The organism is Synechocystis sp. PCC 6803 substr. PCC-P, assembly GCF_000284455.1.
Lineage (GTDB): Bacteria > Cyanobacteriota > Cyanobacteriia > Cyanobacteriales > Microcystaceae > Synechocystis.
Map to the genome: position 1 here is coordinate 2,413,773 of NC_017039.1, position 25,080 is coordinate 2,438,852.

The 25,080-nt window shown below is 47.7% G+C and carries 25 protein-coding genes; 12 read left to right on the forward strand and 13 right to left on the reverse strand.

The window, feature by feature from the left end; translation table 11 throughout:
- Positions 1–145: 145 nt before the first annotated feature.
- From SYNPCCP_RS11315 to SYNPCCP_RS11335, 5 genes are all read right to left on the reverse strand, one after another.
- On the reverse strand, positions 146–748 hold the full coding sequence (locus SYNPCCP_RS11315; RefSeq protein ID WP_014407134.1) for a peroxiredoxin: 603 nt from the start codon (positions 746–748) through the stop codon (positions 146–148).
- Between the two features lie 112 nt (positions 749–860).
- Positions 861–1,262, reverse strand: a complete 402-nt coding sequence (gene rbfA / locus SYNPCCP_RS11320; protein WP_010873366.1) for a 30S ribosome-binding factor RbfA — start codon at positions 1,260–1,262, stop codon at positions 861–863.
- A 58-nt stretch (positions 1,263–1,320) separates the two neighbouring features.
- A complete protein-coding gene (locus SYNPCCP_RS11325) occupies positions 1,321–1,521 on the reverse strand; it encodes a DUF751 family protein (protein WP_010873367.1) in 201 nt (66 codons plus the stop codon).
- Between the two features lie 110 nt (positions 1,522–1,631).
- Positions 1,632–2,516, reverse strand: a complete 885-nt coding sequence (folD, locus tag SYNPCCP_RS11330) for a bifunctional methylenetetrahydrofolate dehydrogenase/methenyltetrahydrofolate cyclohydrolase FolD (RefSeq protein WP_010873368.1) — start codon at positions 2,514–2,516, stop codon at positions 1,632–1,634.
- Between the two features lie 73 nt (positions 2,517–2,589).
- Positions 2,590–3,948: an MlaD family protein gene (locus SYNPCCP_RS11335; RefSeq protein WP_014407135.1), complete on the reverse strand. Its 1,359-nt coding sequence runs from the start codon at positions 3,946–3,948 to the stop codon at positions 2,590–2,592.
- Positions 3,949–4,083: 135 nt separating this feature from the next.
- Here SYNPCCP_RS11335 and SYNPCCP_RS11340 point away from each other — a divergent pair, with 135 nt between their 5' ends.
- On the forward strand, positions 4,084–5,499 hold the full coding sequence (locus tag SYNPCCP_RS11340; protein WP_010873371.1) for an L-amino acid dehydrogenase: 1,416 nt from the start codon (positions 4,084–4,086) through the stop codon (positions 5,497–5,499).
- Between the two features lie 90 nt (positions 5,500–5,589).
- Here the strand turns inward: SYNPCCP_RS11340 and SYNPCCP_RS11345 are convergent, their stop codons facing one another.
- Together SYNPCCP_RS11345 and SYNPCCP_RS11350 are read right to left on the reverse strand one after the other, a co-directional pair.
- On the reverse strand, positions 5,590–6,741 hold the full coding sequence (locus tag SYNPCCP_RS11345; protein WP_010873372.1) for a histidine kinase: 1,152 nt from the start codon (positions 6,739–6,741) through the stop codon (positions 5,590–5,592).
- A 145-nt stretch (positions 6,742–6,886) separates the two neighbouring features.
- A complete protein-coding gene (locus SYNPCCP_RS11350) occupies positions 6,887–7,474 on the reverse strand; it encodes a GerMN domain-containing protein (protein WP_020862186.1) in 588 nt (195 codons plus the stop codon).
- Between the two features lie 200 nt (positions 7,475–7,674).
- Between SYNPCCP_RS11350 and tpiA the strand changes: the two genes are divergently transcribed.
- From tpiA to SYNPCCP_RS11365, 3 genes are read left to right on the forward strand one after another with little or no spacing between them, the layout of a single operon-like run.
- The gene (tpiA, locus tag SYNPCCP_RS11355) at positions 7,675–8,403 is read left to right on the forward strand and encodes a triose-phosphate isomerase (protein ID WP_010873374.1); all 729 of its coding nucleotides are present in this window, start codon (positions 7,675–7,677) and stop codon (positions 8,401–8,403) included.
- Positions 8,404–8,424: 21 nt separating this feature from the next.
- Positions 8,425–9,444, forward strand: a complete 1,020-nt coding sequence (locus SYNPCCP_RS11360) for an AI-2E family transporter (RefSeq protein ID WP_041425834.1) — start codon at positions 8,425–8,427, stop codon at positions 9,442–9,444.
- Complete coding sequence (locus tag SYNPCCP_RS11365) at positions 9,441–10,397, forward strand: amino acid ABC transporter substrate-binding protein (RefSeq protein WP_010873376.1); 957 nt, start codon at positions 9,441–9,443, stop codon at positions 10,395–10,397. Before SYNPCCP_RS11360 ends, SYNPCCP_RS11365 begins: the two co-directional genes overlap by 4 nt.
- Here SYNPCCP_RS11365 and SYNPCCP_RS11370 read toward each other — a convergent pair.
- Entirely contained in the window at positions 10,351–11,841 is a 1,491-nt protein-coding gene (locus tag SYNPCCP_RS11370; RefSeq protein WP_010873377.1) for an Ig-like domain-containing protein, read from the reverse strand. The two genes, SYNPCCP_RS11365 and SYNPCCP_RS11370, sit on opposite strands and share 47 nt — an antisense overlap.
- Positions 11,842–12,063: 222 nt before the next feature.
- Between SYNPCCP_RS11370 and petB the strand changes: the two genes are divergently transcribed.
- The 6 genes from petB (at position 12,064) to rnc (ending at position 16,492) form a co-directional block, all read left to right on the forward strand.
- Positions 12,064–12,732: a cytochrome b6 gene (gene petB, locus SYNPCCP_RS11375; protein WP_010873378.1), complete on the forward strand. Its 669-nt coding sequence runs from the start codon at positions 12,064–12,066 to the stop codon at positions 12,730–12,732.
- 130 nt (positions 12,733–12,862) lie between these two features.
- Positions 12,863–13,345: a cytochrome b6-f complex subunit IV gene (gene petD / locus SYNPCCP_RS11380; RefSeq protein ID WP_010873379.1), complete on the forward strand. Its 483-nt coding sequence runs from the start codon at positions 12,863–12,865 to the stop codon at positions 13,343–13,345.
- Positions 13,346–13,596: 251 nt separating this feature from the next.
- Positions 13,597–15,018 (forward strand): glycosyltransferase, encoded by a 1,422-nt coding sequence (locus tag SYNPCCP_RS11385; RefSeq protein WP_010873380.1) that lies wholly within the window; start codon positions 13,597–13,599, stop codon positions 15,016–15,018.
- A gap of 127 nt (positions 15,019–15,145) precedes the next feature.
- Positions 15,146–15,553, forward strand: coding sequence for an SxtJ family membrane protein (locus tag SYNPCCP_RS11390; RefSeq protein WP_010873381.1), 408 nt, complete (start codon positions 15,146–15,148; stop codon positions 15,551–15,553).
- A gap of 36 nt (positions 15,554–15,589) precedes the next feature.
- A complete protein-coding gene (locus tag SYNPCCP_RS17465) occupies positions 15,590–15,751 on the forward strand; it encodes a DUF5989 family protein (RefSeq protein WP_020862183.1) in 162 nt (53 codons plus the stop codon).
- A 6-nt stretch (positions 15,752–15,757) separates the two neighbouring features.
- Entirely contained in the window at positions 15,758–16,492 is a 735-nt protein-coding gene (rnc, locus tag SYNPCCP_RS11395; RefSeq protein WP_010873382.1) for a ribonuclease III, read from the forward strand.
- A gap of 20 nt (positions 16,493–16,512) precedes the next feature.
- Here the strand turns inward: rnc and hypF are convergent, their stop codons facing one another.
- Both hypF and SYNPCCP_RS11405 read right to left on the reverse strand, forming a co-directional pair.
- Positions 16,513–18,816, reverse strand: a complete 2,304-nt coding sequence (gene hypF, locus SYNPCCP_RS11400; protein WP_010873383.1) for a carbamoyltransferase HypF — start codon at positions 18,814–18,816, stop codon at positions 16,513–16,515.
- Positions 18,817–18,861: 45 nt separating this feature from the next.
- On the reverse strand, positions 18,862–20,358 hold the full coding sequence (locus tag SYNPCCP_RS11405; RefSeq protein WP_010873384.1) for an FAD-dependent oxidoreductase: 1,497 nt from the start codon (positions 20,356–20,358) through the stop codon (positions 18,862–18,864).
- Between the two features lie 138 nt (positions 20,359–20,496).
- Between SYNPCCP_RS11405 and SYNPCCP_RS11410 the strand changes: the two genes are divergently transcribed.
- Positions 20,497–21,282: an ABC transporter permease gene (locus SYNPCCP_RS11410; RefSeq protein WP_010873385.1), complete on the forward strand. Its 786-nt coding sequence runs from the start codon at positions 20,497–20,499 to the stop codon at positions 21,280–21,282.
- Between the two features lie 6 nt (positions 21,283–21,288).
- On the opposite strand, the gene SYNPCCP_RS11415 is transcribed toward SYNPCCP_RS11410, so the two are convergent.
- Both SYNPCCP_RS11415 and SYNPCCP_RS11420 read right to left on the reverse strand, forming a co-directional pair.
- Positions 21,289–21,942 (reverse strand): ribonuclease D, encoded by a 654-nt coding sequence (locus SYNPCCP_RS11415; protein ID WP_010873386.1) that lies wholly within the window; start codon positions 21,940–21,942, stop codon positions 21,289–21,291.
- 33 nt (positions 21,943–21,975) lie between these two features.
- Entirely contained in the window at positions 21,976–22,833 is an 858-nt protein-coding gene (locus SYNPCCP_RS11420; RefSeq protein ID WP_020862182.1) for a DUF3747 domain-containing protein, read from the reverse strand.
- Between the two features lie 312 nt (positions 22,834–23,145).
- Here SYNPCCP_RS11420 and SYNPCCP_RS11425 point away from each other — a divergent pair, with 312 nt between their 5' ends.
- A complete protein-coding gene (locus SYNPCCP_RS11425; RefSeq protein WP_010873388.1) occupies positions 23,146–24,366 on the forward strand; it encodes a 4-hydroxy-3-methylbut-2-enyl diphosphate reductase in 1,221 nt (406 codons plus the stop codon).
- On the opposite strand, the gene SYNPCCP_RS11430 is transcribed toward SYNPCCP_RS11425, so the two are convergent.
- Positions 24,349–24,987, reverse strand: a complete 639-nt coding sequence (locus SYNPCCP_RS11430; RefSeq protein ID WP_010873389.1) for a DUF3318 domain-containing protein — start codon at positions 24,985–24,987, stop codon at positions 24,349–24,351. The genes SYNPCCP_RS11425 and SYNPCCP_RS11430 overlap by 18 nt on opposite strands.
- Between the last annotated feature and the right edge of the window lie 93 nt (positions 24,988–25,080).

Genomic DNA, 25,080 nt, shown 5'->3' on the forward strand with positions numbered 1-25,080 from the left:
GTCTGAAAATTAGTGAATATTGGCGGATATAGGCAACACTTAGTGATGTTGGCAAAACGGCTAGCTCACCCACGACTTATCTCTCACCAGTCAGCCTAGTAGTCAAAATTATCCATTTAGGGTCGGCATTTTTGGCTGGGCAAACCTAAGGTTCCGCCACTGTCTCGAAGTAGGTCTTAGCCTTTTCCGGGTCGGGGATCATGGTTTTGTCTCCTTCCTGCCAATCCACTGGGCAAACTTCGTTGGGGTGAGATTGCACATGGCGAATGGCTTTTAGTACCCTCAGAGTTTCGTCCACACTCCGGCCAAAGGAGAGATTGTTGACGGTGGCGTATTGTAAGATGCCTTCCCGGTCAATAATGAATAGTCCCCGCAGGGCAATGCCTGCATCGGGTTCGAGGACATTATAGGCTTGGCTAATTTCTTTTTTGAGATCTGACACTAGGGGATAGTTAATGTTGCCGATGCCCCCCATTTTCCGTTCGGTCTGAATCCAGGCCAGGTGTGAAAATTCGCTGTCTACGGAGATGCCCACAACTTCCGTATCTAGGGCAGTAAATTCGCTATGGCGATCGCTAAAGGCAATGATTTCCGTGGGACAGACAAAGGTGAAATCTAGGGGATAGAAAAACAGCACCAGGTACTTACCACGGTAGGTGCTTAATTTGACGGTCTGGAAGCTTTGATCGACGATCGCCGTGGCGGTGAAATCCGGTGCCGGCTGTCCTACCCTTAATACCTCTGTCATTGCTGTTTGCTTAAAACTTGGTGAGTATTGAAATAACTGGAAAAACTTGCTTGATGGGATGGTTGGTAATTTGTCGTACCCTGTACCCAAGTCAGTCTAACCGTGGTCGGAGTCAATCCAGGGCAAGGCCAGAATCGTCGTCTTCCAAATCTTCAGTGGCGATCGCCTGGGGCAAGTTGTTGAGGAGATTGAGAATTTTATCGCCCCGTTCCAAAGAGCGGTCTTCTAAAAAGGAAACTTCTGGGGTGCGCCGTAAACGCATCCGTTGCCCCAGTTCTCGACGGACAAAGGGAGCGGCGGAGTGCAGTCCAGCCATGGTGGAGGCTTTGGCTTCAGGGGAGCCGTAAATGCTAACGAAAATTTTGGCGTGCTGTAGGTCGCCGGAAACTTCCACTTCCGTGACGCTAACCATGCCTGTGCCCACCCGGTCATCTTTGATTTCGTGGAGAAGCATTTGACTGACCTCCCGCTTAATTAGGGACGACACCCGGGAAACTCGACGACTGGTAGCCATAGACCTGCTCCTCGGCAACAAAAAAGTCCGAGCCTGGACAGATTAGCCCAAACTCCCTCTACACGGTCAATCCTAACATGGCCCGCAGAGTGAAATAGAGAAAAATGAATCCACTGACCAGCAGTCCCATCAGGGCGATCGCCCCGACACGATTTTTTAATAGGGGCTGGAGCCAAGTGAAAACGGAGAAAAAGATGCCCAGGGTAAAACTGATCAGATACCGGGGATAACGGGAAACGTTGGCTAAAAAATCACCCATGGTTATTGGTTGGCTGGAATGGTTCGTTCAACTTGATCACCCACAAGGTTAGGGTTGGCCAAGTCCGCTCCCCAGTGTAGCAAGAGACCTAGGATTATTAGTGGTTAAAGTTAAATACCTAACCGTTGCCGATAACTAGCCACAGTGTTAGCTAACAACAGAGTCACCGTCATGGGGCCAATGCCACCGGGCACAGGGGTGAGGTAACTGGCCACGGGCGCAACCCCCGCAAAATCCACGTCCCCCACCAGTGTCGATTTCCCCTCTCCTAAATCAAGACGGTTAATACCCACATCCACCACGATTGCCCCTGGTTTGACCATATCGGCGGTGACAAATTCCGGCTTACCGATCGCCGCTACGAGGATGTCTGCTTGCCGGGTGATATCGGCCAAGTTTTGGGTGCGAGAATGGGCAATGGTAACGGTGCAATTTTTCTCTAGCAACATTAGAGCCAGGGGTTTGCCCACCAAAATACTGCGCCCCAACACCACCGCATTTTTGCCCGTTAAATCAAGGTTATATTCCGCCAATAGAGCCATCACCCCCGCTGGAGTACAACTCCTTAGACCCTCTTCTCCCCGCACCAAATGACCCAAATTGACTGGATGCAACCCGTCTGCATCTTTACTGGGATCAATGGTGTGTAATAGTTTGACTGCATCGAGATGATCCGGTAGGGGCAATTGCACCAAAATGCCATCCACCCGTTCATCCTCATTCAAACTGGCGATCGCCGCCGTCAATGTTTCCTGGTCCGTATCAGCGGAAAAATGCTTGCCAAAGGAAACCATGCCCAATTTTTCACAGGCTTTTTCCTTATTGCGGACATAAACGGCACTGGCTGGATTGTCCCCCACCATCAACACCGCCAACCCCGGCGATCGATGGCCCTGGGCCACCAGTTGGGCAATGTCCCGTTGTAATTCCCCCTGCATTTTTTGGGCGAGGGCTTTACCGTCAAGGATTTGGCAGGATGGGGGTACGGCAGTCATGGGTAAAGGTAATTAAACTTAATAATTCAGGTGATTGATATGGCACACCTCGAAGGCTAATTTTAGGGGTTTCCTAAGGTTTTGTGACGGTTTTTTGGGGTTGGGCGGGAATAACTCTAGGAGTTTGCAATTCCTGGGCCCTGGCCACCAGGGCCAAATCATCGGAAAGTTGATTTAATTGCTGGGCATATTGCACCTGTTTCGTCAGATGTTCTGTGGTGGAAACCAAATTACTTAGTCCTTGAATAAGACGAATTAACTGCTCTCGCAAAGCTGGATTACCGGTGAGTTGATCCACATCGGAAGTGATTTTTTCTAGGTTCTGGGTGGCAGCCCGGGCGGATTCTAACAACTGCTGCAACAAAATAATGGTTTGGGGATCATTCAGGCGATCGGCAAATTGATTCAGATTCCCGGTCAATTCATTGGCATTATCAGCTACAGCTTTGAGATCGGCCAACGCTTGGTTAAGATTGCCCACCGTATCTTGTTCATTAACCTGAGTTAACAATTGCACCAAAGGGGGCTCTAGGTTTTTAACACTGATTTGTAACTGGTCGCTGGTGCCCTGGAGACTGGTGAGGGTAGCCCCCAGCCGTTGGTTATTAACTTCCAAAAAAGCTTGGATTTGCTCCGCCGCTGATCCGACAGAACGCAAACTGCGGTTAATTTCCGGAATAGTTCCCCCTTGGTTGAGGGTACGGACAGTGTCAGTGGCTTCCCGGCTCAAAACGGACAAGTCTTGGGCAGTTTGATCCACAGAGGCCAGGGTGCGACGAATGTTTTTGACTCCCCCATCCTGGTTAATTTCCCGCAGTAGGGTAGCCGCTTCATTACTAAACTGACTGATATCCTTGAGGGCTTCGGGGGTTTGGGTTGCAAGGGAGCGGATGGCATTGTTAATCTCTGGCTCACTGAAAAAGTCAGAAATACGCATCATGGCCCGAATTAGGGCATTAACATCCAACGCATCCTGCCCCATCAGGATGGAACCGTTGCAGATAATCACTTCCGGATTACAGTCCTTATCCAGGGGTTTATAGTTAACCTCCTGGGGTAAAACCACTTCACTGGGAATGATGTTAATAGATGTTTCACCAATTAACCCGGATTGACGTGCTTGGATTTCCGCACGACTGGAAATTAGGCGATCGGTGGGACTAATTTCCACTTCCACTGCCACCCCTTCCGGTTGGGGCGTGACGCTGACCACCTGACCAACCCTAACCCCCCGATAGTCAACCCTGGTGCCCACTAACATACCGGCTGCATCACTAAAAAGCACCGTGGCTCGGTAGGAACGGGAACCAAAACGAATATTTTTTAGCCACAGGGTACTGAATGCCAAAAGAATGAGAGCAGTCAGAATTAACAGGCCGATACTACTCTGTAACAATACGGGCGATAGGCGCTGGTTTCGTCCTGCTGTCATTGGGGTTAACTGAGAAAGTTGTGCTCGGGCCTCTCACAAGACTATTAAACTCTATTCCCCCGGTCAAAGTTCCACAGAGGAGCATATTTGGGCGCAGAGCTGGAGGTTTATGAGATTTGTAATGATGAGCGATGGGTGGTGATACGATCAGGCAAAACTAATTTAAATCCTCCCTGTGCTCTAATGGCCCCATCCTCGTCCTGTGATTGCATAATTGTCGGCTCAGGGTTGTCGGGATTGATCGCGGCCCGTAATTTATCTCGGGTTAACTATTCTGTCTTAGTTATTGAAGCCCAGGAACGCTTGGGGGGCAGAATGTATGGAGAATATTTGCCATCGGGACAATGGATTGACCGGGGAGGCCAATGGGTGGGCCCTACCCAGGATCGTTTTCTGGCCTTGCTTAATGAATACAACATAGAACGTTTTCCCAGTCCTGCTGATGGCTTAAAGGTATTGTTATTTGATGGGAAACGTTACGAGTTTGATGGTTTTTTTCAAGGAGTGTTCCAAGGGGAAGCGCCGAAAATAAGCTCTGATGAATGGAATGATGCCATGGTGGCATGGGAAAAATTTAATACCCTTGCCCAAAGTCTGGACGAGCAACATCCCGAAGCTACGCCAGAAAACAAAAAGTTAGACAGTCAAACCTTTGCCGATTGGATTAAAGAAAATACCCATACAGCATTCGGCCATTGGTATTTTTCCTATATGTGTCGTGCTGTGGGGTTTTTAGGCCCCGCCGAGCCTTCTCAGGTATCTCTTTTGCACATCCTATGGGGCCATAAATCTGCCTCCCAAGGGGAAAATCCAGAAGCAGAACTATTACATGGTGGGGCGGGACAAATTCCTCAAAAAATTGCCGCTGAATTGGGGAATTCCATCCTCTTAGGGGAACCGGTCATACACATTGCCCAGGACGACAAAGGGGTAGAGGTGACCACTACAACAGGAAAATATCAGGGAAAATTCGCCATTGTGGCAACCCCGCCCCATTTGGCCGGAAGAATTACCTATAGTCCCCCCATGCCTCCTCTCCGCCAGCAACTCACCCAAAGAGTACCCATGGGCACCTGCTGTAAGCTTTTGATTTCCTACGATCGCCCTTTTTGGCGGGAGAAAGGTTTAGCCGGTATTGGCTTGGGTAACACCACCTGGATCGAATTATGTGCTGATAGTTCCGATCCAACCACGGGAGTGGGAGTAATTGCTTCCTTCGTAGTTGGCGATCGGTATGGAAAATGGATTGCCATGGGCGAAGCGGAACGCCGTCAAGGAGTACTGTCAGATCTGGCTCTGTACTTTGGCGAGGAAGCTTTATCTCCTGAGACCTACGATGAAGTTGATTGGCCCAGTGAACAATGGGTTGGGGGAGGGTATGCCGCCTTTATGCCTCCCGGAGTCTGGACAAGTTTTGGCCAAGCCCTGAGCGCCCCTGTAGGTCGTATTCATTGGGCCGGGACGGAAATAGCCCCCCGCTGGGCTGGCTTTTTTGATGGTGCAATTCGTACTGGGGAAGCGGCGGCTAAAGCCATTATCGGTCTACTTTAGATCTGGCTGGGCGTTGGAACTTCAATAAAATGTTCCCTGCCTGCCATTGAGTCAAAATGCTTCAAAATCCGCCGATAACTGGTTGGGGGGTCAACGGTAAACAGGCAACGTAAAGTGAAAAGAACTACCCTGTTTGGGGCGACTGTCCACCCAAATTTGGCCGTAGTGGGCCTGGATAATTTTGCGACAGAGAGATAAACCTAAACCATAGCCATCGGTCTGTTCATCCCGTTGCAGTCGAAAGTGTCCCTCAAAAATGGTTTCTTGTTTGGAATTGGGAATGCCGGGGCCGTTGTCAGTGATGCTGACCTGAACTTTTTGGGTAGTACGATGGAGAGCTCCCACGGTAATGGAACCATGGGCAGGAGTGTACTTGATAGCGTTATCTAAAAGATTGGCAATTACTTGGCGAATTAATTCCTCATCGGCAAAAACATTTGGTAAGTCTTTGGGAATATCGTAGGTAATGGTGAGATTTTTTTTGCTAAATTTTGCTTGGTACAATTCCAGAACTTCTTGGCAAAGATCGGCGATCGCCAGGGGACGACCGTGAACTTGAAACTGAGAATTAAGATTTTTAGAAGCCTGTAAAATGTCTTCAATTAAGCGGTCCATAATTTTGAACTGCTTGCGAGCTTGATACAATAGTTGACTTCTGAGGGCAGGTTTCTGTTCTTCGATGGGTTTGTGTTGTAACAATTCCAAGGTATCAACGGCAATGGAGGCGGCGGTGAGGGGACTGCGTAAATCGTGGGCCAACATGGCCAGAATCTGATCCTTGAACTGTATTTGTTGGAGCAATTCTTCCTTATCTTTCTTCAGCAGAAAAAGTTCGTCGGACATTTTCATCAGTTCCCCGGAATAACCCACGGAGGAAATTTCCCGGGGACAACTGGGGGATTGCCCCGTATCCTCTGGGTTAGGATCCATCGCCAATTCCTGTTGCCAGCGGGGCCACCATTTTTGCAATTGTTGGATGATATTACTGCCAGCTAAAACCTGCCGTGGTTCTGGTTGTAGTTTAATCAAGGAGGGGGTGGCGACCAGACGAAAATGCTCTACGAGGTGGGGATGTTTACTGATTTGCAGAATTTGGAGGTCATGGCTGTGTCCATCCAACAGGTTAGTCAGGCATTGACCAATTTCCTGCACACTGTCTTGGGAGTTGGGGCGATCATCGATGAACAGTAAAAACTGCAACGGCACAGAAGACGCATTACCAAGTTCAGAGGAGGAGGACATTGCAGGGCTTTCGGCTTTTAAAGACAGGGTGTCCGGACTGATAAGGTCCAGTCTGAATCTAGGTAAATGGGGTTATTCTTACCAACTAAAACCGTGATAATTCCGACTGTCCTCACCATAGATGAGCAGACCATGACCATAATTGTCAACGATCAGGGGGCATAAAATCCGTTTCAAATTGCTTGCGGGTGATGGGCTGGGCAATCATTAACCCTTCTCCTCCTAGTACTGTTAGAGGTTCTCCCTCCACTAGTAAACGAACAGGAAGATTGGGGTCTGTACTGGTAGCGGTGTAAATAATTTGTCCCAGTCTGGCAATCATACTTTGACTCCCTCCCCCTGCGGTGAATTGGGCTGATAGGTCAACGTTGATGCCGGTGGCGGTTTTGGTGAGGCTCAGAAGGCTGGTATTGGGGGGAATGGCGGAAATGTCGCTGTCAGGAGCGGCTAATAGGGTTTTCAGGGCTCGTTCCGTCTGTACTTCTGGTGGATCATTGTTGGGGGGAATGTTTTGGGGCACAAAGGCGATCGCCGTGTCATTGTTGTTAAGCCAGTAAATTTGTGCTTGCCCAGGGACGGCCTTGTCGGGCTTATCGGGGTCCACTGTGACCGTGGGGGAACGTTGGGAAAGATTAAATCCAGTCCAGAAGGCAAAGCCGGTGCCAACCAATGCCACCATCAGAGCGGCCAGAGCAAAGCCGGTCAGGGACGAAGATGATTTTTGTTCGCTCATGATTTTTTCCACCAGTGCCGGAACTAATTCCAGTTTATCTTCTCGATTGGACTAGATTGAAAGCCAGGGCGGCATTAATTCGGCTTCAAGCAGTTGAGTTTGGGGGTTAGTTCCTCGTTGGTTAATGGTGACGACCCCGGACGACGTAAACTGGGGGTTGGCAAATTTTGTTGTGACCTTCATCGTTAAAGATTGGAATCGTGCGAAAAATCATTATTGCGGGCAATTGGAAAATGCATAAGACGCAGGCGGAGGCCCAAGCGTTTTTGCAGGGGTTTAAACCTTTAATCGAAGATGCGGCGGAAAGTCGTGAGGTGGTGTTGTGTGTTCCTTTCACCGATTTGAGCGGCATGTCCCAACAACTCCATGGCGGTAGGGTCCGCCTAGGGGCACAAAATGTCCATTGGGAAGCGAGTGGGGCCTACACAGGGGAAATTTCAGCGGCTATGTTGACGGAAATCGGTATTCATTATGTGGTTATCGGCCACAGTGAACGACGGCAATATTTTGGGGAAACGGACGAAACTGCCAATTTGAGAGTATTGGCGGCCCAAAAGGCGGGCTTAATTCCCATTCTGTGTGTGGGGGAAAGTAAGGCGCAACGGGATGCCGGAGAAACGGAACAGGTTATCGTTGACCAAGTGAAAAAAGGCTTGGTGAATGTGGATCAATCTAACCTAGTCATCGCCTACGAGCCGATTTGGGCCATTGGTACAGGGGACACCTGTGCGGCAACGGAAGCCAATCGGGTTATTGGGCTGATTCGGGAACAGTTAACTAATTCCCAGGTCACCATCCAGTATGGCGGTTCGGTCAATGCCAACAATGTGGATGAAATTATGGCCCAACCGGAAATTGATGGAGCCTTGGTGGGAGGAGCTAGTCTGGAACCCCAGAGCTTTGCCCGCATTGTTAATTTTCAGCCCTGAGTAGATTGATTGACGGGTGTGATGAAGCTTAGTCAGTGGTTAGGTTTAGCTTGTTTGGCAATGGCGGCCTATGTGGCTTGGGAAATCCGCCAACTGTTGTTACTGCTTTTCCTGGCCATTGTGCTGAGCACTGCCCTCAATCGTTTAGTTAAACAATTACAAACCTGGGGAATTAAACGGCCTCTGGCCCTAGCTATTACCCTGATCACCGTCACAGTGGCGGTGGTTTTATTTTTTCTGTTAGTTATTCCCCCTTTTTGGGAACAACTGCAAATTCTCATCGGTTCCCTGCCTAAAGTTGGCGATCGCCTGGAGAATTTTTTTGAAGACTGGCACGACCGGATGGAGGTGAAATTTTTTAGCCAAGCTTTTTCCGTCGATGATCTGCCGGACTCCATTTCCGCCCTGGGGGCCAATGCCCTTAGTTCCCTGATTAACCTATTTTCCAATTCCGTCACCGCTGTCCTGCAAATAATCTTCATCCTGGCGATCGCCGTGATGATGTTGCTTTCTCCCCAAGCCTATCGACAGGGCACCCTAAAATTATTTCCCTCCTTTTACCGCCGCCGGGCCGACGAAATCCTGACCCAATCAGAATCTTCCCTGGGCAATTGGCTCACGGGCATTGTCATTAACTCTTTTTTTATCGCCAGTCTCAGCGGCATTGGGTTATGGATATTGCAAATTAAATTAGTCCTAGTCCATGCTTTGATGGCGGGAATTTTAAATTTCATTCCTAACATTGGCCCCGCCGCCAGTGTGGTATTTCCCCTGATGATTGCTGTGCTGGACGCCCCCTGGAAAATCATTGCCGTACTAATTCTCTATTTCCTCATTCAAAATGTGGAAAGCTATTGGCTGACCCCCATTGTTATGGCCAAGCAAGTTTCCCTGCTGCCCGCGGTCACCCTCATCGCCCAACTATTTTTTGCCAGCATATTCGGACTTTTAGGTTTGATCCTAGCCCTACCCCTGACGGTGGTTTTAAAAACCTGGATTGAAGAAGCTCTGTTTAAAGATCTTTTGGATAATTGGCAATGAGCAATTCCAGTGGATCCCGTCTCCCCCAGCCAAAATCTTTTCCCATTCTGCGTCCCCTACTGACTCTATCAGCCTGGGCTTTACAGAGTCTTGTGGTGCCCCCTGTCCAGGCTGAAACGGTGTTGGAATCCATTAAATCCACTGGCTTACTCGAGGTAGCGATTCGAGACGACTCAGTGCCCTTTGGTTTTCGGGACGGCCCTGCCAATCAATGGACAGGCATTTGTGTGGACTTTATCCAAGCGTTACAAGCAGAGGTATCTGCCACCCTCGGGGGTCAACCTCTACTGGTAAAGTTTTATCAGTCCAGTTTGTTCAATCGCTATAACCTGGTGGCCGAAAAAGTAGTGGTGGTGGAGTGTGGCCCCAACACCATCCGCCGTGACCTACCATTGCCCATCACCTTTTCCCGGCCTTTTTTCGTCACAGGAACCCAATTTTTAATTCCCGCCGATCGCCTGGGGTCATTTGACAGTGATGGTGATTTGCGCGGGGAGAGAATCGGAGTCTTGGGCGGTACCAGTAACAGTGAATTTTTAGCGGCCCGTTATCCCGAAGCAGAACTGATTAATTTTCAGGGTTTTACAGCACGGCGTTTGGGGGTAGAAGCTCTTATGCAGGGGCGCATTGATGCTTTTGCCGGTGATGGCATTTTGCTGTTTGGAGAAGCCCTAGTGCTGGACATTCCTCTAGGGCGGAGTTATCGCCTTTATCCCCCCTATCCCCTGGATTGTCAGGGCTATGGGCTGATTTTGCCCGCCGATCAGCCGGAATGGGAAAATTTGGTTAACCGAGTTGTGACCTCCCCCAATTCCCGGGATATTTACCGCCGCTGGCTAGGCCCAATTTTCCCAGCTCTGGAAAGAATAGAACAGCATTGCCAGGCCAGACAGAAGCCATCTTCCCCTAAGGAGCCCACAGAGGACGAAAGCCCATCAGGGAAAGAGCCTTGAGTTCCGCCTGTTGCCCTAACTCTGGCCTTAAGGGCGGTATGAGCAACCATAACTGACTATCGGCGATCGCCTCCCCGGTGTCGGTGTTAAGACGGCTATCAGCCGGGGTTTCGGGATCGATAATTACCTGGTCAAATAACAGAGCCAAACCGTCAGGGGAAAGGCTCATTTGGGTGTCCCGGTAATCCTGCAACTTAAGCAGGGGAAAAACTTCACCGCTGTTGACGTTAATTTGGACAAAATAAGGCTCTTCAATGTATTCATCCCCCGGCAAAAGCTTGGTTAGCAGACAGTACAGGGTTTGGTTATTGCGACCAAATTCACAACTGACAATGGAGCCGTCCGTATCCACTAATTCCTTTTGCACCCCAAGGTTATTGACAAAGAAAAGGGTTCTTTGGAAGCGTTTTTGGGCATCTTCCGTATTGAAATTCACCAGAGCGGCGGCGCTACCATCGCTGGAAAAAGTTAACAGTTGACCGAATTTGGGCAGAAAATCCAATGGTTTTGCATCCGGTTGGAGGGGCAAAATACCGATGCCTTCCCCCCGAGCCACGGCCAAGGACTGATTATCCGGGGCGATTTGAAAGTCTCCGCCCTGTACCTTCAGACGCTCAGGCTTTTGCTGGTTTTTGAGCATCCAGAGGTCAAAGTCAGCGGGATTTTCACGGTTGACCCTCTGCACCACAATGGATTTACCGTCTTCGCTTACGTCGAATTGATTGTTCTGAAATCCCTGGTTATCCAGCACCAAAGTCGGTTTGGGCAACTCTTGGGGATTGTCATTCTCCACCACGGGCACTTGGTATAGCTGTAGTTGCCGGAGCCCCTCAAAGCCCAATTGAATTTCAGCGGCGGCAAACAGAATCCCTTTACCCCCGTCAAAGAATTGGAAATCCACCACAGTCAGTCCCGGTGGGGTGAGGATGGTTTTCCTTTGTTTAGTCAGGTTGTAGAAAATAATCCGTCCCTGCTCGATCCCTTGGGTGCCAATGTAAGCAAAGGCCCGGTCTCGACTACGGAAACTGCTGGTGAAGGGGGCCATCATTTGCCCTTGGTGGTGACCCGCATACTGTTCCCGCACATTGGTGATTTGCAGTTCGTAATCAGTGCCGTAGGGAATGGGATTTTCCAGGGTATAGGCCATGCGACGACCCGCCCAACTAAATTTTCCTGGTAGGGCTGGGGTAATGACCAAATTCTTTTCCACCTCCCGTTGGTCCATGGGACGGTCAAAGGTGATGATAAAAGCCCTGTCCTTCGCCCCCAGATCAGCCTCGCCCCAACTAAAATTTTGTACCCTGGGACGGTTGGCAAATATACACTGATTGTTGTTCTGGCAGGTGTAATGACCCACCACCACCACGGCGATCGCCGCACTAAGGACACCGATCAAACCGAGGGCCGCACGATCAATGGGTTCAGAAAAATATTTAGCGAGCATGGATAGAGGAGCAAAATTTAGAACAGAATCACAGCCGGACTTCCCTTTCCCCAGGGCTTGAAGCTGTGTTACATTTTGTGATGAGTAGTTCTCATTTTTGCCAAGTTTGGGAGCTTTTCCACCCTTGGTCAAACCGTCATAGTACGCTGATTATATGCGATTTTACGGCTCCGCCGGAGTCAACCCCCTCCATCCCTGATCCTTAAGAGAAGTCTAGCTTCAATGTTTTCAAAAGAAGTCACCGAATCAAAAGTTTTTCAATGGTTCAATGATCGTCTGGAAGTGCAAGCCATCTCCGATGACATTGCCAGCAAATACGTTCCTCCCCACGTCAATATTTTTTACTGTCTGGGGGGCCTGACCCTGACCTGCTTCCTGATCCAGTTTGCCACTGGGTTCGCCATGACCTTCTACTACAAACCCACGGTCACGGAAGCCTTCGCCTCTGTCCAATACATCATGAATGAAGTCAACTTTGGTTGGCTGATTCGCTCCATTCACCGTTGGTCCGCCAGCATGATGGTGCTGATGATGATTCTCCACGTTTTTCGGGTTTACCTCACCGGTGGTTTCAAGAAGCCCCGGGAATTGACCTGGGTTGTGGGTGTAATGCTAGCCGTCACCACTGTCACCTTTGGTGTAACCGGTTACTCCCTTCCCTGGGACCAGGTGGGTTACTGGGCGGTAAAAATCGTTTCCGGTGTACCGGCCGCTATTCCCGTGGTTGGGGATCAATTGGTGACCCTCATGCGAGGTAGTGAAAGCGTTGGTCAGGCTACCTTGACCCGCTTCTACAGCCTCCACACCTTCGTGCTTCCCTGGGCGATCGCCGTGTTGCTGTTGTTGCACTTCCTGATGATCCGCAAACAAGGCATTTCCGGTCCTTTGTAATTCCTGTCTTCCCACCGATCTGAGTTTGATCGGGCAATTTCGTTTAAACCGTTGCCAAATTGCTAAAGATTGGAACAGATTAGAAAATCTAGAAAACTTCTAAAAAACCTTAACTTGGAGCCTCTGCCCCATGAGTATTATCAAAAAGCCGGATCTTAGCGATCCCGATTTACGGGCCAAACTTGCCAAAGGCATGGGTCACAACTATTATGGTGAGCCCGCCTGGCCCAACGACATTCTTTACATGTTTCCTATCTGCATCCTTGGTGCTTTGGGGCTAATTGCCGGATTGGCGATCCTCGACCCTGCCATGATCGGTGAACCAGCGGATCCCTTTGCGACCCCTCTGGAAATTTTGCCTGAATGGTACCTGTACCCCACTTTCCAAATTTTGCGCATTCTTCCCAACAAACTTTTGGGCATTGCCGGTATGGCTGCCATTCCCCTTGGTTTGATGTTGGTGCCTTTCATTGAAAGTGTGAACAAATTCCAAAACCCCTTCCGTCGTCCCATTGCCATGACTGTCTTCTTGTTCGGCACTGCGGCGGCTTTATGGTTAGGTGCTGGGGCAACTTTCCCCATTGATAAGTCCCTAACCTTGGGCTTGTTCTAATGAAGATTTTCCACTCTTGGGTAAGGTCGACAGTAGTGGTTTGAGTCCTATAAGTTCAACAAAATCCTAATCCATCTTTAAGACCTGGTATCTCGGGATATTTGTTAGCTAACTCCCAGAACGATTGGCCAAAATTCAAGATATCATTACCACATAAATTCCTTTGTCAGCTTATTTTGTTTGCAAAGGAATTTTTTTGCTGGTAAAAATCCTGATTGCATTGCCAAACATCCTCTCAATCTTGACAATCAATGAAAATTGTTATTGATGGTATTTTTTTTCACATTGCCAATACCGGGATTGCGAGGGTGTGGCGGAGTGTCTTGGCGCAATGGTGTGATTCAGGTTTTATAGAAAATATTATTCTGATTGATCGAGGTCATACTGCTCCCCAGTTGCAAGGGGCTCAATACTATCATCTCCCAACGTTTAATTATCAAGAAGAAGCATTATTTTCCACCAAGCTACAGGAAATTTGTGATCAATTCCATGCTGATCTATTCATTTCCACTTACTACACAACGCCCCTATCTACCCCTTCCCTTTTAATGATCCATGACATGATTCCAGAGGTAATGGGCTGGGATTTAAGGGAGTTTTGGTGGCGAGAAAAAAACTATGCCATACTCTATGCCAATCAATATATTGCGGTTTCTAACAATACGGCCCAGGACTTAATGCGATTTTATCCTGAGGTCCAGCCTTCCCGGATAACAGTTATTCATAATGGCGTTGATAAGGGATTCCATCCAGCAGAGTCACGAGAAATCAGTGGAATTAAAACAAAGTTTGCTATCAATGCTTCCTATTTGTTACTAGTCGGTACCCATTTGGGAGCAAACCAATATAAAAACGGCACTATTTTATTTGAAGCGTTAAAGCATTGGCAGAGTCCTGAAAAGTTAACTATTGTTTGCGTGGGGGGCAATGTAGATTTGCAAAGGGAAATGCCATCACTACCCAACAATGTTGATATTTGTTTGATTCGACCAACAGATGAGGAATTAAAAGCTCTTTACTCTGGGGCGATCGCCTTGGTTTATCCTTCTTTGTACGAGGGCTTTGGTTTGCCGATTCTTGAGGCTATGGCCTGCGGTTGCCCAGTAATCACTTGCCATAACTCTTCATTGCCAGAGGTGGGGAAAGATGCAGTTATTTATATCGATGGTCAGAATAAAAGAGAAATGATTGAAGCCTTGGAAAAAGTTCAAAATCAAGCAATTCGCAACGAACTAATTACTAAAGGGAAAGAGCGAGCTAAAAAATTTCCCTGGTCAACAACTGCCGGCAAAATTAGTGATTTGTGTCTAGAAATAATTGCAGACACAAAAAATAAAGCAGAAAAAAATAACTTTATTTCGCTCTGGCAAGATTTTAGGCAATGTCAGGTTCAAGAATATCAATATTCATCAATGGCAGAAACAATACAAGCGAAAAATATTGCGGTTAATGATCTAGTTTGTCATTTAGAAAATGAGATTGAAAATAACAATTATGTTATCGCTCATTTACAGACAGAGAATCAGCAATTGCAGGATTCCATTGATAAATTGAATTGGCAAATTGAAGAATTATTAAATACAAAGAAGACGCTAAAAAGATTATGCAGAAAAGTACTGAAGAAGCTATTTAGGCTCAAATTAGATACAGATAAAAGGTATAGGGACCACTAGAGACCGGATATTGTTCGGCAAAAAGTTATATTTGCAGGTTCATGGTTGGCAAAATAGTTTAATCTAGACTATCTAAAGGTTTGTTAATATCAAGCCACCTCAAAATTGCGATCTTAAACCGAGCGCTATGACGAATACTAAGACTACCCCCACGGTCAAAATACTACGGGAATTTGCCTGGATTATGGCCGGGATGATTGCCTTTCTCTTTGGTCTGCTCATTCCCCTACTAAAGGGCCACGGATTACCTCCATTGCCCTGGGCGATCGCCTTTGCCTTTGGAGGGCTGGGGCTAGTGGCTCCCCGTAGTTTGGGCCCAGTGTATGAACTATGGCTAAAAATTGGCCATGTTTTAGGGTGGATTAACAGCCGCATCATCCTGACCCTAATTTTTGCGTTGGTGGTTACTCCTATGGCTCTGGTAATGAAATTAATCAAAAGGGACACCATGGCCCGCCAATTGGAGCCCCAGCAGGTTACCTATCGATCGCCTTGTCGTCCCCGGGACATTAGCCATCTGCAAAAACCCTACTAACCCACAAATTGCTAATAAACGTTTAAAAGTAACCTTATGGAAGGATTTATTGAATTATTGCAGGATGTTTGGGGTTTCTTGCGGCAAAGAAAAAAATATTGGCTATTACCCCTGATTTTAACCCTCGTTCTCCTGGGAGCCTTAATTGTTTTCACCCAAGGATCGGCGATCGCCCCCTTTATCTACACTCTCTTTTAAGCTTCCATGTCTCTGCTTCCCCATCGTCAAACCCAGTTGAAGGCCCTACTGCGACGGTTGGGATTAACTGACAATACCCCAGTGGATTGGAACCTAGTGGATTTGGCCCTCACCCATGCCAGTCAGTCCCCGGAACAAAATTACCAGCAATTGGAGTTTGTTGGGGATGCAGTGGTGCGGTTAGCCTCAGCGGAAGTGCTGATGAAACATTATCCCCAGACTTCAGTGGGGGAAATGTCTGCCCTGAGGGCGATTTTGGTCAGTGATCGTACCCTAGCCGGTTGGGGAGAATTGTATGGCCTAGACCGATTTCTTTGGATTACTCCGGCGGTCCTGGCAGACAAAAATGGGCGAGTTTCCCTGATGGCGGATAGCTTTGAGGCCTTATTGGGAGCTCTTTACCTTAGTGTGGGGGATTTATCCCTAATCCGCCCTTGGTTAAGCGAACATTTGTTGGCCAAAGCCACTGAAATTAGACAAGATCCTGCCCTCCATAACTATAAAGAAGCTTTGCAGGCATGGACCCAAGCCCACTACAAATGTTTACCAGAATACCGAGTAGAACCCCTGGATCAAAATTTGCCCCAACAGTCAGGTTTTCAGGCAACGGTTTGGCTTGGCGATCAACCATTGGGTAGTGGTAGTGGTTCATCGAAAAAAAGTGCTGAACAGGCCGCCGCTCAACAAGCCTACCAAGATTTTATTGCTAAGGAAATTTTACCCATGCCCAAAATAAATTAATTTGGTTAGATAGAGTTGAGTTAACAGATATATTGCCGAGCCTGAATTTTAGCTAACAGTTGACCCATGCAAATGGCACCGTCGTTGGGCGGTAGTTCTCTGGGCCACAAAGGAGAAAAACCAGCTTTTTTGAGGGCAGTAATGGTACTGGCAAGCAAATAACAATTTTGAAAGCAACCTCCCCCCAGAGCAACTTTTTCGATTCCCTGCTGTTGGGCAATAGTGATAATTAAATTTACTAAACTGTTGTGGAATTTAGTGGCTATTAGGTTAGTTTTGCTTCTATCTTCTGTGGTTATAGCTTTAATTAAGGGGCGCCAATCAACAGCTAATTTTTTTTCCTTGTTGTTTAGAGTCAAAGGATAATACTCCTCAGTTAAATTTGGCATAATCTGAGCTTCCAGAGCTATGGCCGCCTGACCTTCAAAAGTTACTTCGTTAATCAATCCTATCAGTGTCGCAATACCGTCAAATAATCTTCCCATACTCGAAGTGAGCGGTGCTTGCCCTCGTTGCCAAAGTTGACGTAAATTTTTGTTGTTTAGATCCTGATTTAACCTGCTGTTTATCTTGTTTTTAAACCCATTATTGAAATTCAACCAATTTCCTAAAGAATCAGCAGAAAAATCATCACCAAAAGTGGGCCATAACAACGCCAAAGCAATCCGATGGGGATATTTAATGGCTTGTTGATTACCTAATAAATGAAATGGTTGTAGATGAGCAATTCTCTGCCAAGTACCTTGGGTGATTTTTAAAAATTCTCCCCCCCAAATAGTACCGTCCATGCCGTAGCCAGTGCCATCCCAAGCAATACCTAACACGGACTCCTCCATAACTCCATGTTCCGCCATAACCGCTAAAATATGAGCATAGTGATGCTGCACAAAAGTGACAGGCAAAGCTTGGTTTTCAGCATATTGATGACTGAAATAATCAGGGTGTAAATCTGCAACAATTTCCTGGGGAGAGAAATCGTATAGCTGGCTTAAATGGGCAATGGCTTCTTCAAAATTTTGGTAGGTGGGAGCAGAATTCAAATCGCCCAAATGTTGGCTGACGTAAGCTTGATTTTGTTTGGCGATCGCCACTGTATTTTTATAATGACCTCCCATCGCCAATAGTTTTTTTTGAGTAGGCTTTGGTAAAGTAATGGGTTGAGGAGCGTAACCCCGGGCTCGACGCAAAAATAATGGCTTCCCAGCTACTATTTGGACAACGGAATCATCCACTGGACAAACAATCGGGCGATCATGAACGAGAAAACCGTCAGCAATATTTTGTAACCGGGTTAAAGCGTCAATATTATCAATGCAAATTTGCTCCCCAGCTAAGTTACCACTGGTAGCTACCATGGGTTTCTTTAATTTTTTTAGTAATAAGTGATGCAAAGGAGTATAGGCTAACATTACGCCGACTCGGGGGTTGCCTGGGGCAATATTTTCCACCAAAATTAATTGTTTTTTTTTGTTTAATAACACAATAGGGGCGGCGGCACTTTGTAACAATTCAACTTCTAGATTATTAGGTTGGTAATGCTCCACAATTTGACCAAGATTACCATACATTACCGCCAAAGGTTTATCCGGTCGATGTTTCCTTAATCTTAATTTTTCCACAGCTTCAAAATCAGTGGCATCACAACACAAATGGAAGCCACCTAAGCCTTTAATAGCGATAATATTGCCGACTTTTAAATTATCTACAGCAAAGTTTAAAGCTTCATTTGCTTCTGCAATTACTTGGCCTTGTCGGTTCCAAAAAGCCAGTTGGGGGCCACAGCGAGGACAGGCATTAGGTTGGGCATGGAAGCGTCTATCGCCTGGTTGCTTATATTCCCTTTCACAGTCGGTACATTGGCGAAACCTAGCCATGGTGGTACGACAACGGTCGTAAGGTAGGGCTTCAATAATGGTGTAGCGGGGACCGCAATGGGTACAGTTAATAAAGGGGTAAAGATAACGGCGATCGCTAGGGTCAAATAGTTCTGTTAAGCAGGCGGAACAAGTGGATAAATCGGGTAAAATACTCGCAGTTTTAGGGCCATCACTACTGGGGCGGATAGTAAAGTTAGTAAAACTTTCCAGCGGTAACTGTTCAACGGCTAATTGTTCAATCAAACCAGGGGGAGGTAATGTCTTCGTTAATCTCTCCGTAAAGTCGGCGATCGCCTTTTCGTCGGCGGTAATGACAACGGTAGCTCCTTGAGTGGAATTATTCACCCAACCATTCAGTCCCATTTCCTGGGCAAGGGTATAAACAAAGGGACGAAAACCCACTCCTTGCACCCTTCCCTGGACCTGTATGGCAACGGTTTTTAACATTATTCTACTTCCATTAATACTGTTAAATAACCTGCTATGCCACAACTAAGAATTAGCGTTATTTTTCCAATAAGATGCTAATAATTGGTGGGGATAGGGAGAGGCAACGAGAGCTTGGGCTTGATGGTAATGGGCGCTATAATCTCGATGGCTCCGGTCAACTTCCTCCGTTGGGAGAATAGTTTTTAACTGCTTGAGAGTTTGCACCGCCACTGTAGGAAAAAAGGAAAACTTACCCGGTAACACACAAAGGTAGTTGCTCTGGGGATTAACTTCAATCCAATAACTATAGCGACGTTTTTGGGCATCGTCACTAATGAACTCCGTTTTAACGCAATCGTAACTCCAGAGTTGACGTTGATATAAATTTTCTTCGCTGAAATACCGTGCCGCCGTATCCAAAAGTAATTCAATTTCTCCACTAGCTAAATAATCATTTTCGTTACTGACGTAACCAGAATTTGCCAGCATGGAATAGTTTAGAAATTCCGAAGAATCAGGAATATTTGCCCTTTGAAAAAAATGATTGAAATGGTAGGAGTTTTTAGTGGACATCCGCACGAAATTATGGGAACTAATGGCAGGGTAAGCTACCACCATGGTGCTGCGACTTTGTTTTAGCTTAGCTCGCACCTGTAGAGTGGGTAAAATGCGCTCAAAGCCTGCTCCCACTGCAAAAATAAACGCTTTGGCTTTAAGGTAATGTTGCTGTCCTTGGCAATCTCGATAAAAGATACTTTGTACCCTGACTGGGCCATAACGATCCACATTAATTTGTTCTAAATTAATTCCGGTGGCGATCGCCGTTCCGTGGGCCAGGGCGCTGGCGGTAAGATCCTGCAAAATCCCCTGGGTATCCATGGCACAATCTAAACTTTTCAACAGGGCATAGTCACTGGGTTTTACCCCATGGCTAAGGTCAAATTGTTGGCAATAGTGACTAATTTTTTCCGACTGACCTAATAGACTGCAACTCCGCTGTTCATAACTTTCCAAATGGTCATAGTCCGGTGCCACTGCTCCATTGCCCGTCGGCGATCGCCAATTGAATTGCTGCCCATAGGCCATTTCCAAACGACCCAACACCCGCTTTAACTGCATTTCCAACTGCACCCGATCCCCCTTGAGGCCGGACTGGAGCATTTCTGGGGAGTGGCGTTGGGGATGGATCAGGTAAACGGGATTGGGGTCGAACCAACCTGCGCCGGTAACTGTGGGGCGGTAACCGTGGTCAAATTGCTCCAAGGTCAAATTACAGCGACCCGCGAAATAATGGCTGTAATGGTTGAGTAAATCCTCCACCCCATTAACGCAATTAAAAAAAGTCTGACCATCATCCTGGCCCGAATATAGGGCCCCCGTATGGAACCAACCCTCCAATTTGCCGGAGGAATCCCCCCCCAAATGGCTATTTTGTTCTAACAACTGCACTGACAGGTTAGTATGGCGGGCCACATATTCGGCGATCGCCACCCCAGCAATGCCTCCCCCAATGACGGCCACATCGACCCGATTGATTGCCGCCGCACCAACTTGAACCATAAACTATGCTGAATTTATCCATGGGAGCTTTAACCCCCCTATTCTAGATTCAATCCGGTAAACCATGGCCATGCATAAGCACGGCAAACAGAGCTCAAGCTCACCGGAAACTCTGCCACTATAGACTTTCCTCTTCCCATGACCACTCTGTACAATCTGCTCGCCATTCTCCGTAAAGAGCTACTAAGTTATTTTGGTTCTCCTTTTGCCTATGGCATTGCCGCCATTTTTTGGTTAATGTCGGGAATTTTCTTTTCTTTGATGCTCAGTCAAATTATCTCCAACGTTGAGTTTTTGCGGCAGTCGGGGGTTTCTGAGCCAGTGGATGTGGCGGGGGATTTTCTTTCTAGTTATTTAGGCTTAATTATTTCGTTGATTTTAGTACTACTACCTGCCCTTTCCATGGGACTGTACGCAGAAGAAAGAAAGCGAGGCACCCTGGAATTATTGGCCACCTCCCCAGTCACCAATTGGGTGGTGGCGGTGGGCAAATTAATGGGGGCATTACTGTTTTTCTCAGTGTTGTTAGTTCCCCTATGGATTTATCAAATCATTATCTTTTCTGCGGCTAATCCTCCCCTACCAAGCGGTTTAGTGCTAGTGGCCAATGGGGCGGTAATTCTAGTGGCGGCGGCGGTGCTTTCCCTAGGCATGTTCATTTCTTCTCTGACGGAAAACGTGATAATTGCCTACATTCTCACCTTCGTTTTAATTTTGATGCTTTGGATTATGGATGTATTTGCCCAAAACCTAGGCGGGGCGATCGCCGATGTCTTCGCCTACCTTTCCCTTTTCCAAAGTTACCAAGATTTAATTAACGGAGTAATCAATAGTAAAAGCTGTGTGTTATTTGCCAGCTACATTTTTCTGGGTATTTTCCTCACTGCCCAGTCCATCGAAGCCCTAAGATTTCAACGTTCTTAACCCAAGTTAACCGGGGCCGCCATGCTCAAACACATTGCCATACATACCCAAATCAAGGGTTACCATCACCGGTAAACACTCGAAACACCTTTGGGCTAACCGTAAACGATCCTCCCTGGCCAGCATTTTTTCTAACTTATGGCGCAGGGGAATCAAATAACGTACATCATTGGCAGCATAGGCCAATTGGGCCTTACTCAAATTAGCCGCGTTGCCCCAATCGGAACATTGGGAAGACTTATCCAATTCCACTCCCACCAATTCCTGCACCAGCGTTTTGAGTCCATGGTGGGAAGTGTAGGTACGGGCAATTTTGCTGGCAATTTTAGTACAAAAAATCGGATAAGTTTTAATGTCAAAGGTGTGTTTTAGTTGGGCCGTGTCGAAACGAGCAAAATGGAAGATTTTAGTGATACCTGGGTCTTCCATCAATCGGGTCAGGTTAGGGGCCTCCTCCTGGCCTTTGGCAATGCGTAAAGCCGTCACATTGCCCTCTGGATCACAAATTTGCACCAAGCAGAGGCGGTCCCGATGGGGATTTAAACCCATGGTTTCCGTATCCACCGCAACTTCTTTGCAAGCCAAAAGCTGCTGGCAAACGTCTTCGGGTAAATCGTAGTCAAAAACTTCGAACTGACTCAGGGTATCGGCAGAGGGCATGGTAAGCAATAAAAATCAATAAAAGAAAATTTCCTAGGGGCGAAAATCCGCAGGGGTGGGGGTGCGGCGTCGGGGAGGATTTGGTTTAACCACAAGGGCCGGTTTGGGAGTAACCGTTTCCATTTCTTTGGCAACGGAGTTTTCTTCGGTCACAGTGCTGACACTCTCTTCTTCCATCACCATGCCGGACTGTTCATTAGCGGGTACTTCTGGTACTTCCTGCTTAATGATAATTTCCGTCCCGGTTTCCGTTACCTCTGTTGGAGTGGGGTTAGGATTATTCTCCAAGGTCTGAACCGGCTCAGGGGCAATGAGTTCTTGTTTTTCTGGGGTGATTGGCTCTGGGCCCACAGGGCTAACAGCGGTTCCGCCCAAAATAGCGGCCTGGGTGCCACTAATGTAGTAGTGCCCCAAAACTTGACCTTCGTAGGTGCGTTTAGTGAACTGCCAGCCTGGGTTGAGCTGTACCTGCATAAAACCTGCGCCAATCCCCTTGGTACTACCAACTACGAGTTCGGGGCCGCGGCCGTTGCGAGAAGTGGCCACCAAAACTAATTCATTGCCCCTGGGTACAAGACGTAATAAGTAATCCAAGCCATAGTCCTGGCCATCGATGCGGATGGAATAGCCGTTGCTGTCTGTGGCGCGGCGGCAGTGGCCAGTGAAGTCAAAATTTAACAGCAGGGGATCCACCATGGCCGGTGCTCCGGGGGTGACATCCCAACATTTGTTTTTACCGGGAATCTGTTCAATCACCAAAAGGTCATACTTAGTGGTTTCGACGCCATAGGGGCGGGCCACTGCAATTACCTCAGTTTGATCGATCGCTGTTTCGGTGAAGGTACTGGCGGAGACGGGGGTGAAGGGAGCCAAGATAGCCCCGACGGCCATGGCTAGGAAGGGGTGTGGGAAAAATTTCCAGTTCATAAGAGAAATAGTCAACGCGGCATAGGATTGTTAACCCCATCAAGCCCGAAAATGTTCCCCAACGGAGCCCCAGAGAGACAGTCTGCAGGTTGGAACAGAACGTCTGGGAACCAGGCTCAGTCAAGATTGCTAGCCCATTCTACCAAACGGGCCCCCAGGGCTTTACCCATGGCCGAAAAATCGAGCAACGGCAATGGGCTTTGAGCTTGTCTAGCGGTTGGGGGGAGAGGATGGCAAAATGGAACAACATAATACAGGTGACATTCTCGTTTTTCTATGGATACCAAAGCTTTTAAACGGTCTCTGCACCACTCCGACAATTACCATCGCAAGGGGTTTGGCCATGGGGAAGAGGTGATGGGGGTAATGAATACGGAATACCAAAGTCACCTAATCCAGGAAATTCGTCAGAATAATTACCGCCTAGAGCGGGGGGATGTCACCATTCTGTTGGCGGAGGCCTTCGGTTTTTGCTGGGGCGTGGAGCGAGCCGTAGCCATGGCCTACGAAACCCGTCAACATTTCCCTGGCGATCGCCTCTGGATTACCAACGAAATTATCCATAATCCTTCGGTGAATCAACGACTGCGGGAAATGGAAGTGAATTTTATTGATGTGGTTAACGGGGAAAAGGATTTTAGCGGCGTGGCCAAGGGAGACGTGGTGATTCTGCCCGCCTTCGGGGCCAGTGTGGAGGAAATGCAGCTACTCAACGACCGGGAGTGTACCATTGTCGATACTACGTGTCCTTGGGTTTCTAAAGTTTGGAATTCGGTGGAAAAACATAAAAAGAAAGAGCATACTTCCATCATCCACGGCAAATATAACCACGAAGAAACCATTGCCACCAGTTCCTTTGCTGGGACCTATTTAATTGTTTTGAATATGGCCGAAGCCCAAAAGGTTTGTGATTATATTCTCCACGGTGGCGATCGCCAGGAATTTTTAGACTATTTCGCCAATGCCCATTCCGCTGGTTTTGACCCGGACCAAGATTTAGTTCGTTTGGGGGTCGCCAACCAAACCACCATGCTGAAAAGTGAAACGGAAATGATTGGCAAATTGTTTGAAAAAACCCTGTTGCAAAAATATGGCCCAATCGAGTTGAACAATCACTTTATGAGTTTTAATACCATTTGCGATGCCACCCAGGAACGGCAGGATGCCATGTTTGATTTAGTTGAAGAAGACTTGTCCTTAATGGTAGTTATTGGTGGTTTTAATTCTTCTAATACGACCCATCTCCAAGAAATTGCGGTGGAACATGGTATTCCTTCGGTTCACATTGACAGCGGCGATCGCATTGGGCCGGGCAATCGGGTGGAGCATAAGCCCCTGGGCAAGGATTTAGAAGTGTTGGAACCCTGGCTACCGGCGGGGAAAATTACGGTGGGGGTGACTTCCGGCGCTTCTACCCCCGACAAGGTAGTGGAGGAAGTGATGAAAAAAATCTTGGCCATTAAGGAAGCCCAACCCGTCCTAGAAATTGCGGGATAGGGAAGGATCGGGGCTGGCCTGGCTGTTGAGCATGAGGCGTAAATTTTGACAGCGCAACAGTTCATTAAAGCTGAGGGTACTGCGGTTTTCAATCCTGGCCGTGTTTTCGATCGCCGTTAACAGGGCCTGGATGGCTTCTTTTTGGTTGTAGCCCCGACGTACCGCTACCTTGAGGGCTTGGGCGTCAGCTTCGATTTCCCGTTCATTGCTTTGGTAACCCCGCCAAATTTGTTGAGCAGCTAAGGCCGTTAATCCTCCGGCCACCACCATGCCTACCCCATCCCTTTGCCAAAGTTGTACCCCCACGGCGATCGCCCCCGCCACGGTCAACCCTTGGTATAAATCTGGCTTGAACCAACGGATATTAACCAAACGACAGACCACACTCAGCATCAGCAAATCCCGTTCCTGGATGGTCAACTCCCACCACAGACTAAAATTAATTTTCACCAGGCGATCGCCAAATTGCCAGGGCTTAGGAAAATCACAATCAATTACCCGGGACTGTTTCGGCTGGGCCTGGAGTTTAACTAGCATCCGCCCCGAAGCCGGCATCAACTCTTTCAGACGACGAACTTCCGTTTCTTGGTCACTGCCTTGATAGGTTCCCTGGCGGTTCATAGTGATTTAAATCTTAGCTAGCATCGACTTCAAGTCTGACACATACTTTCGACAACGTTAAACAATAAATGTTGGCAATTGTTATGGCGATGT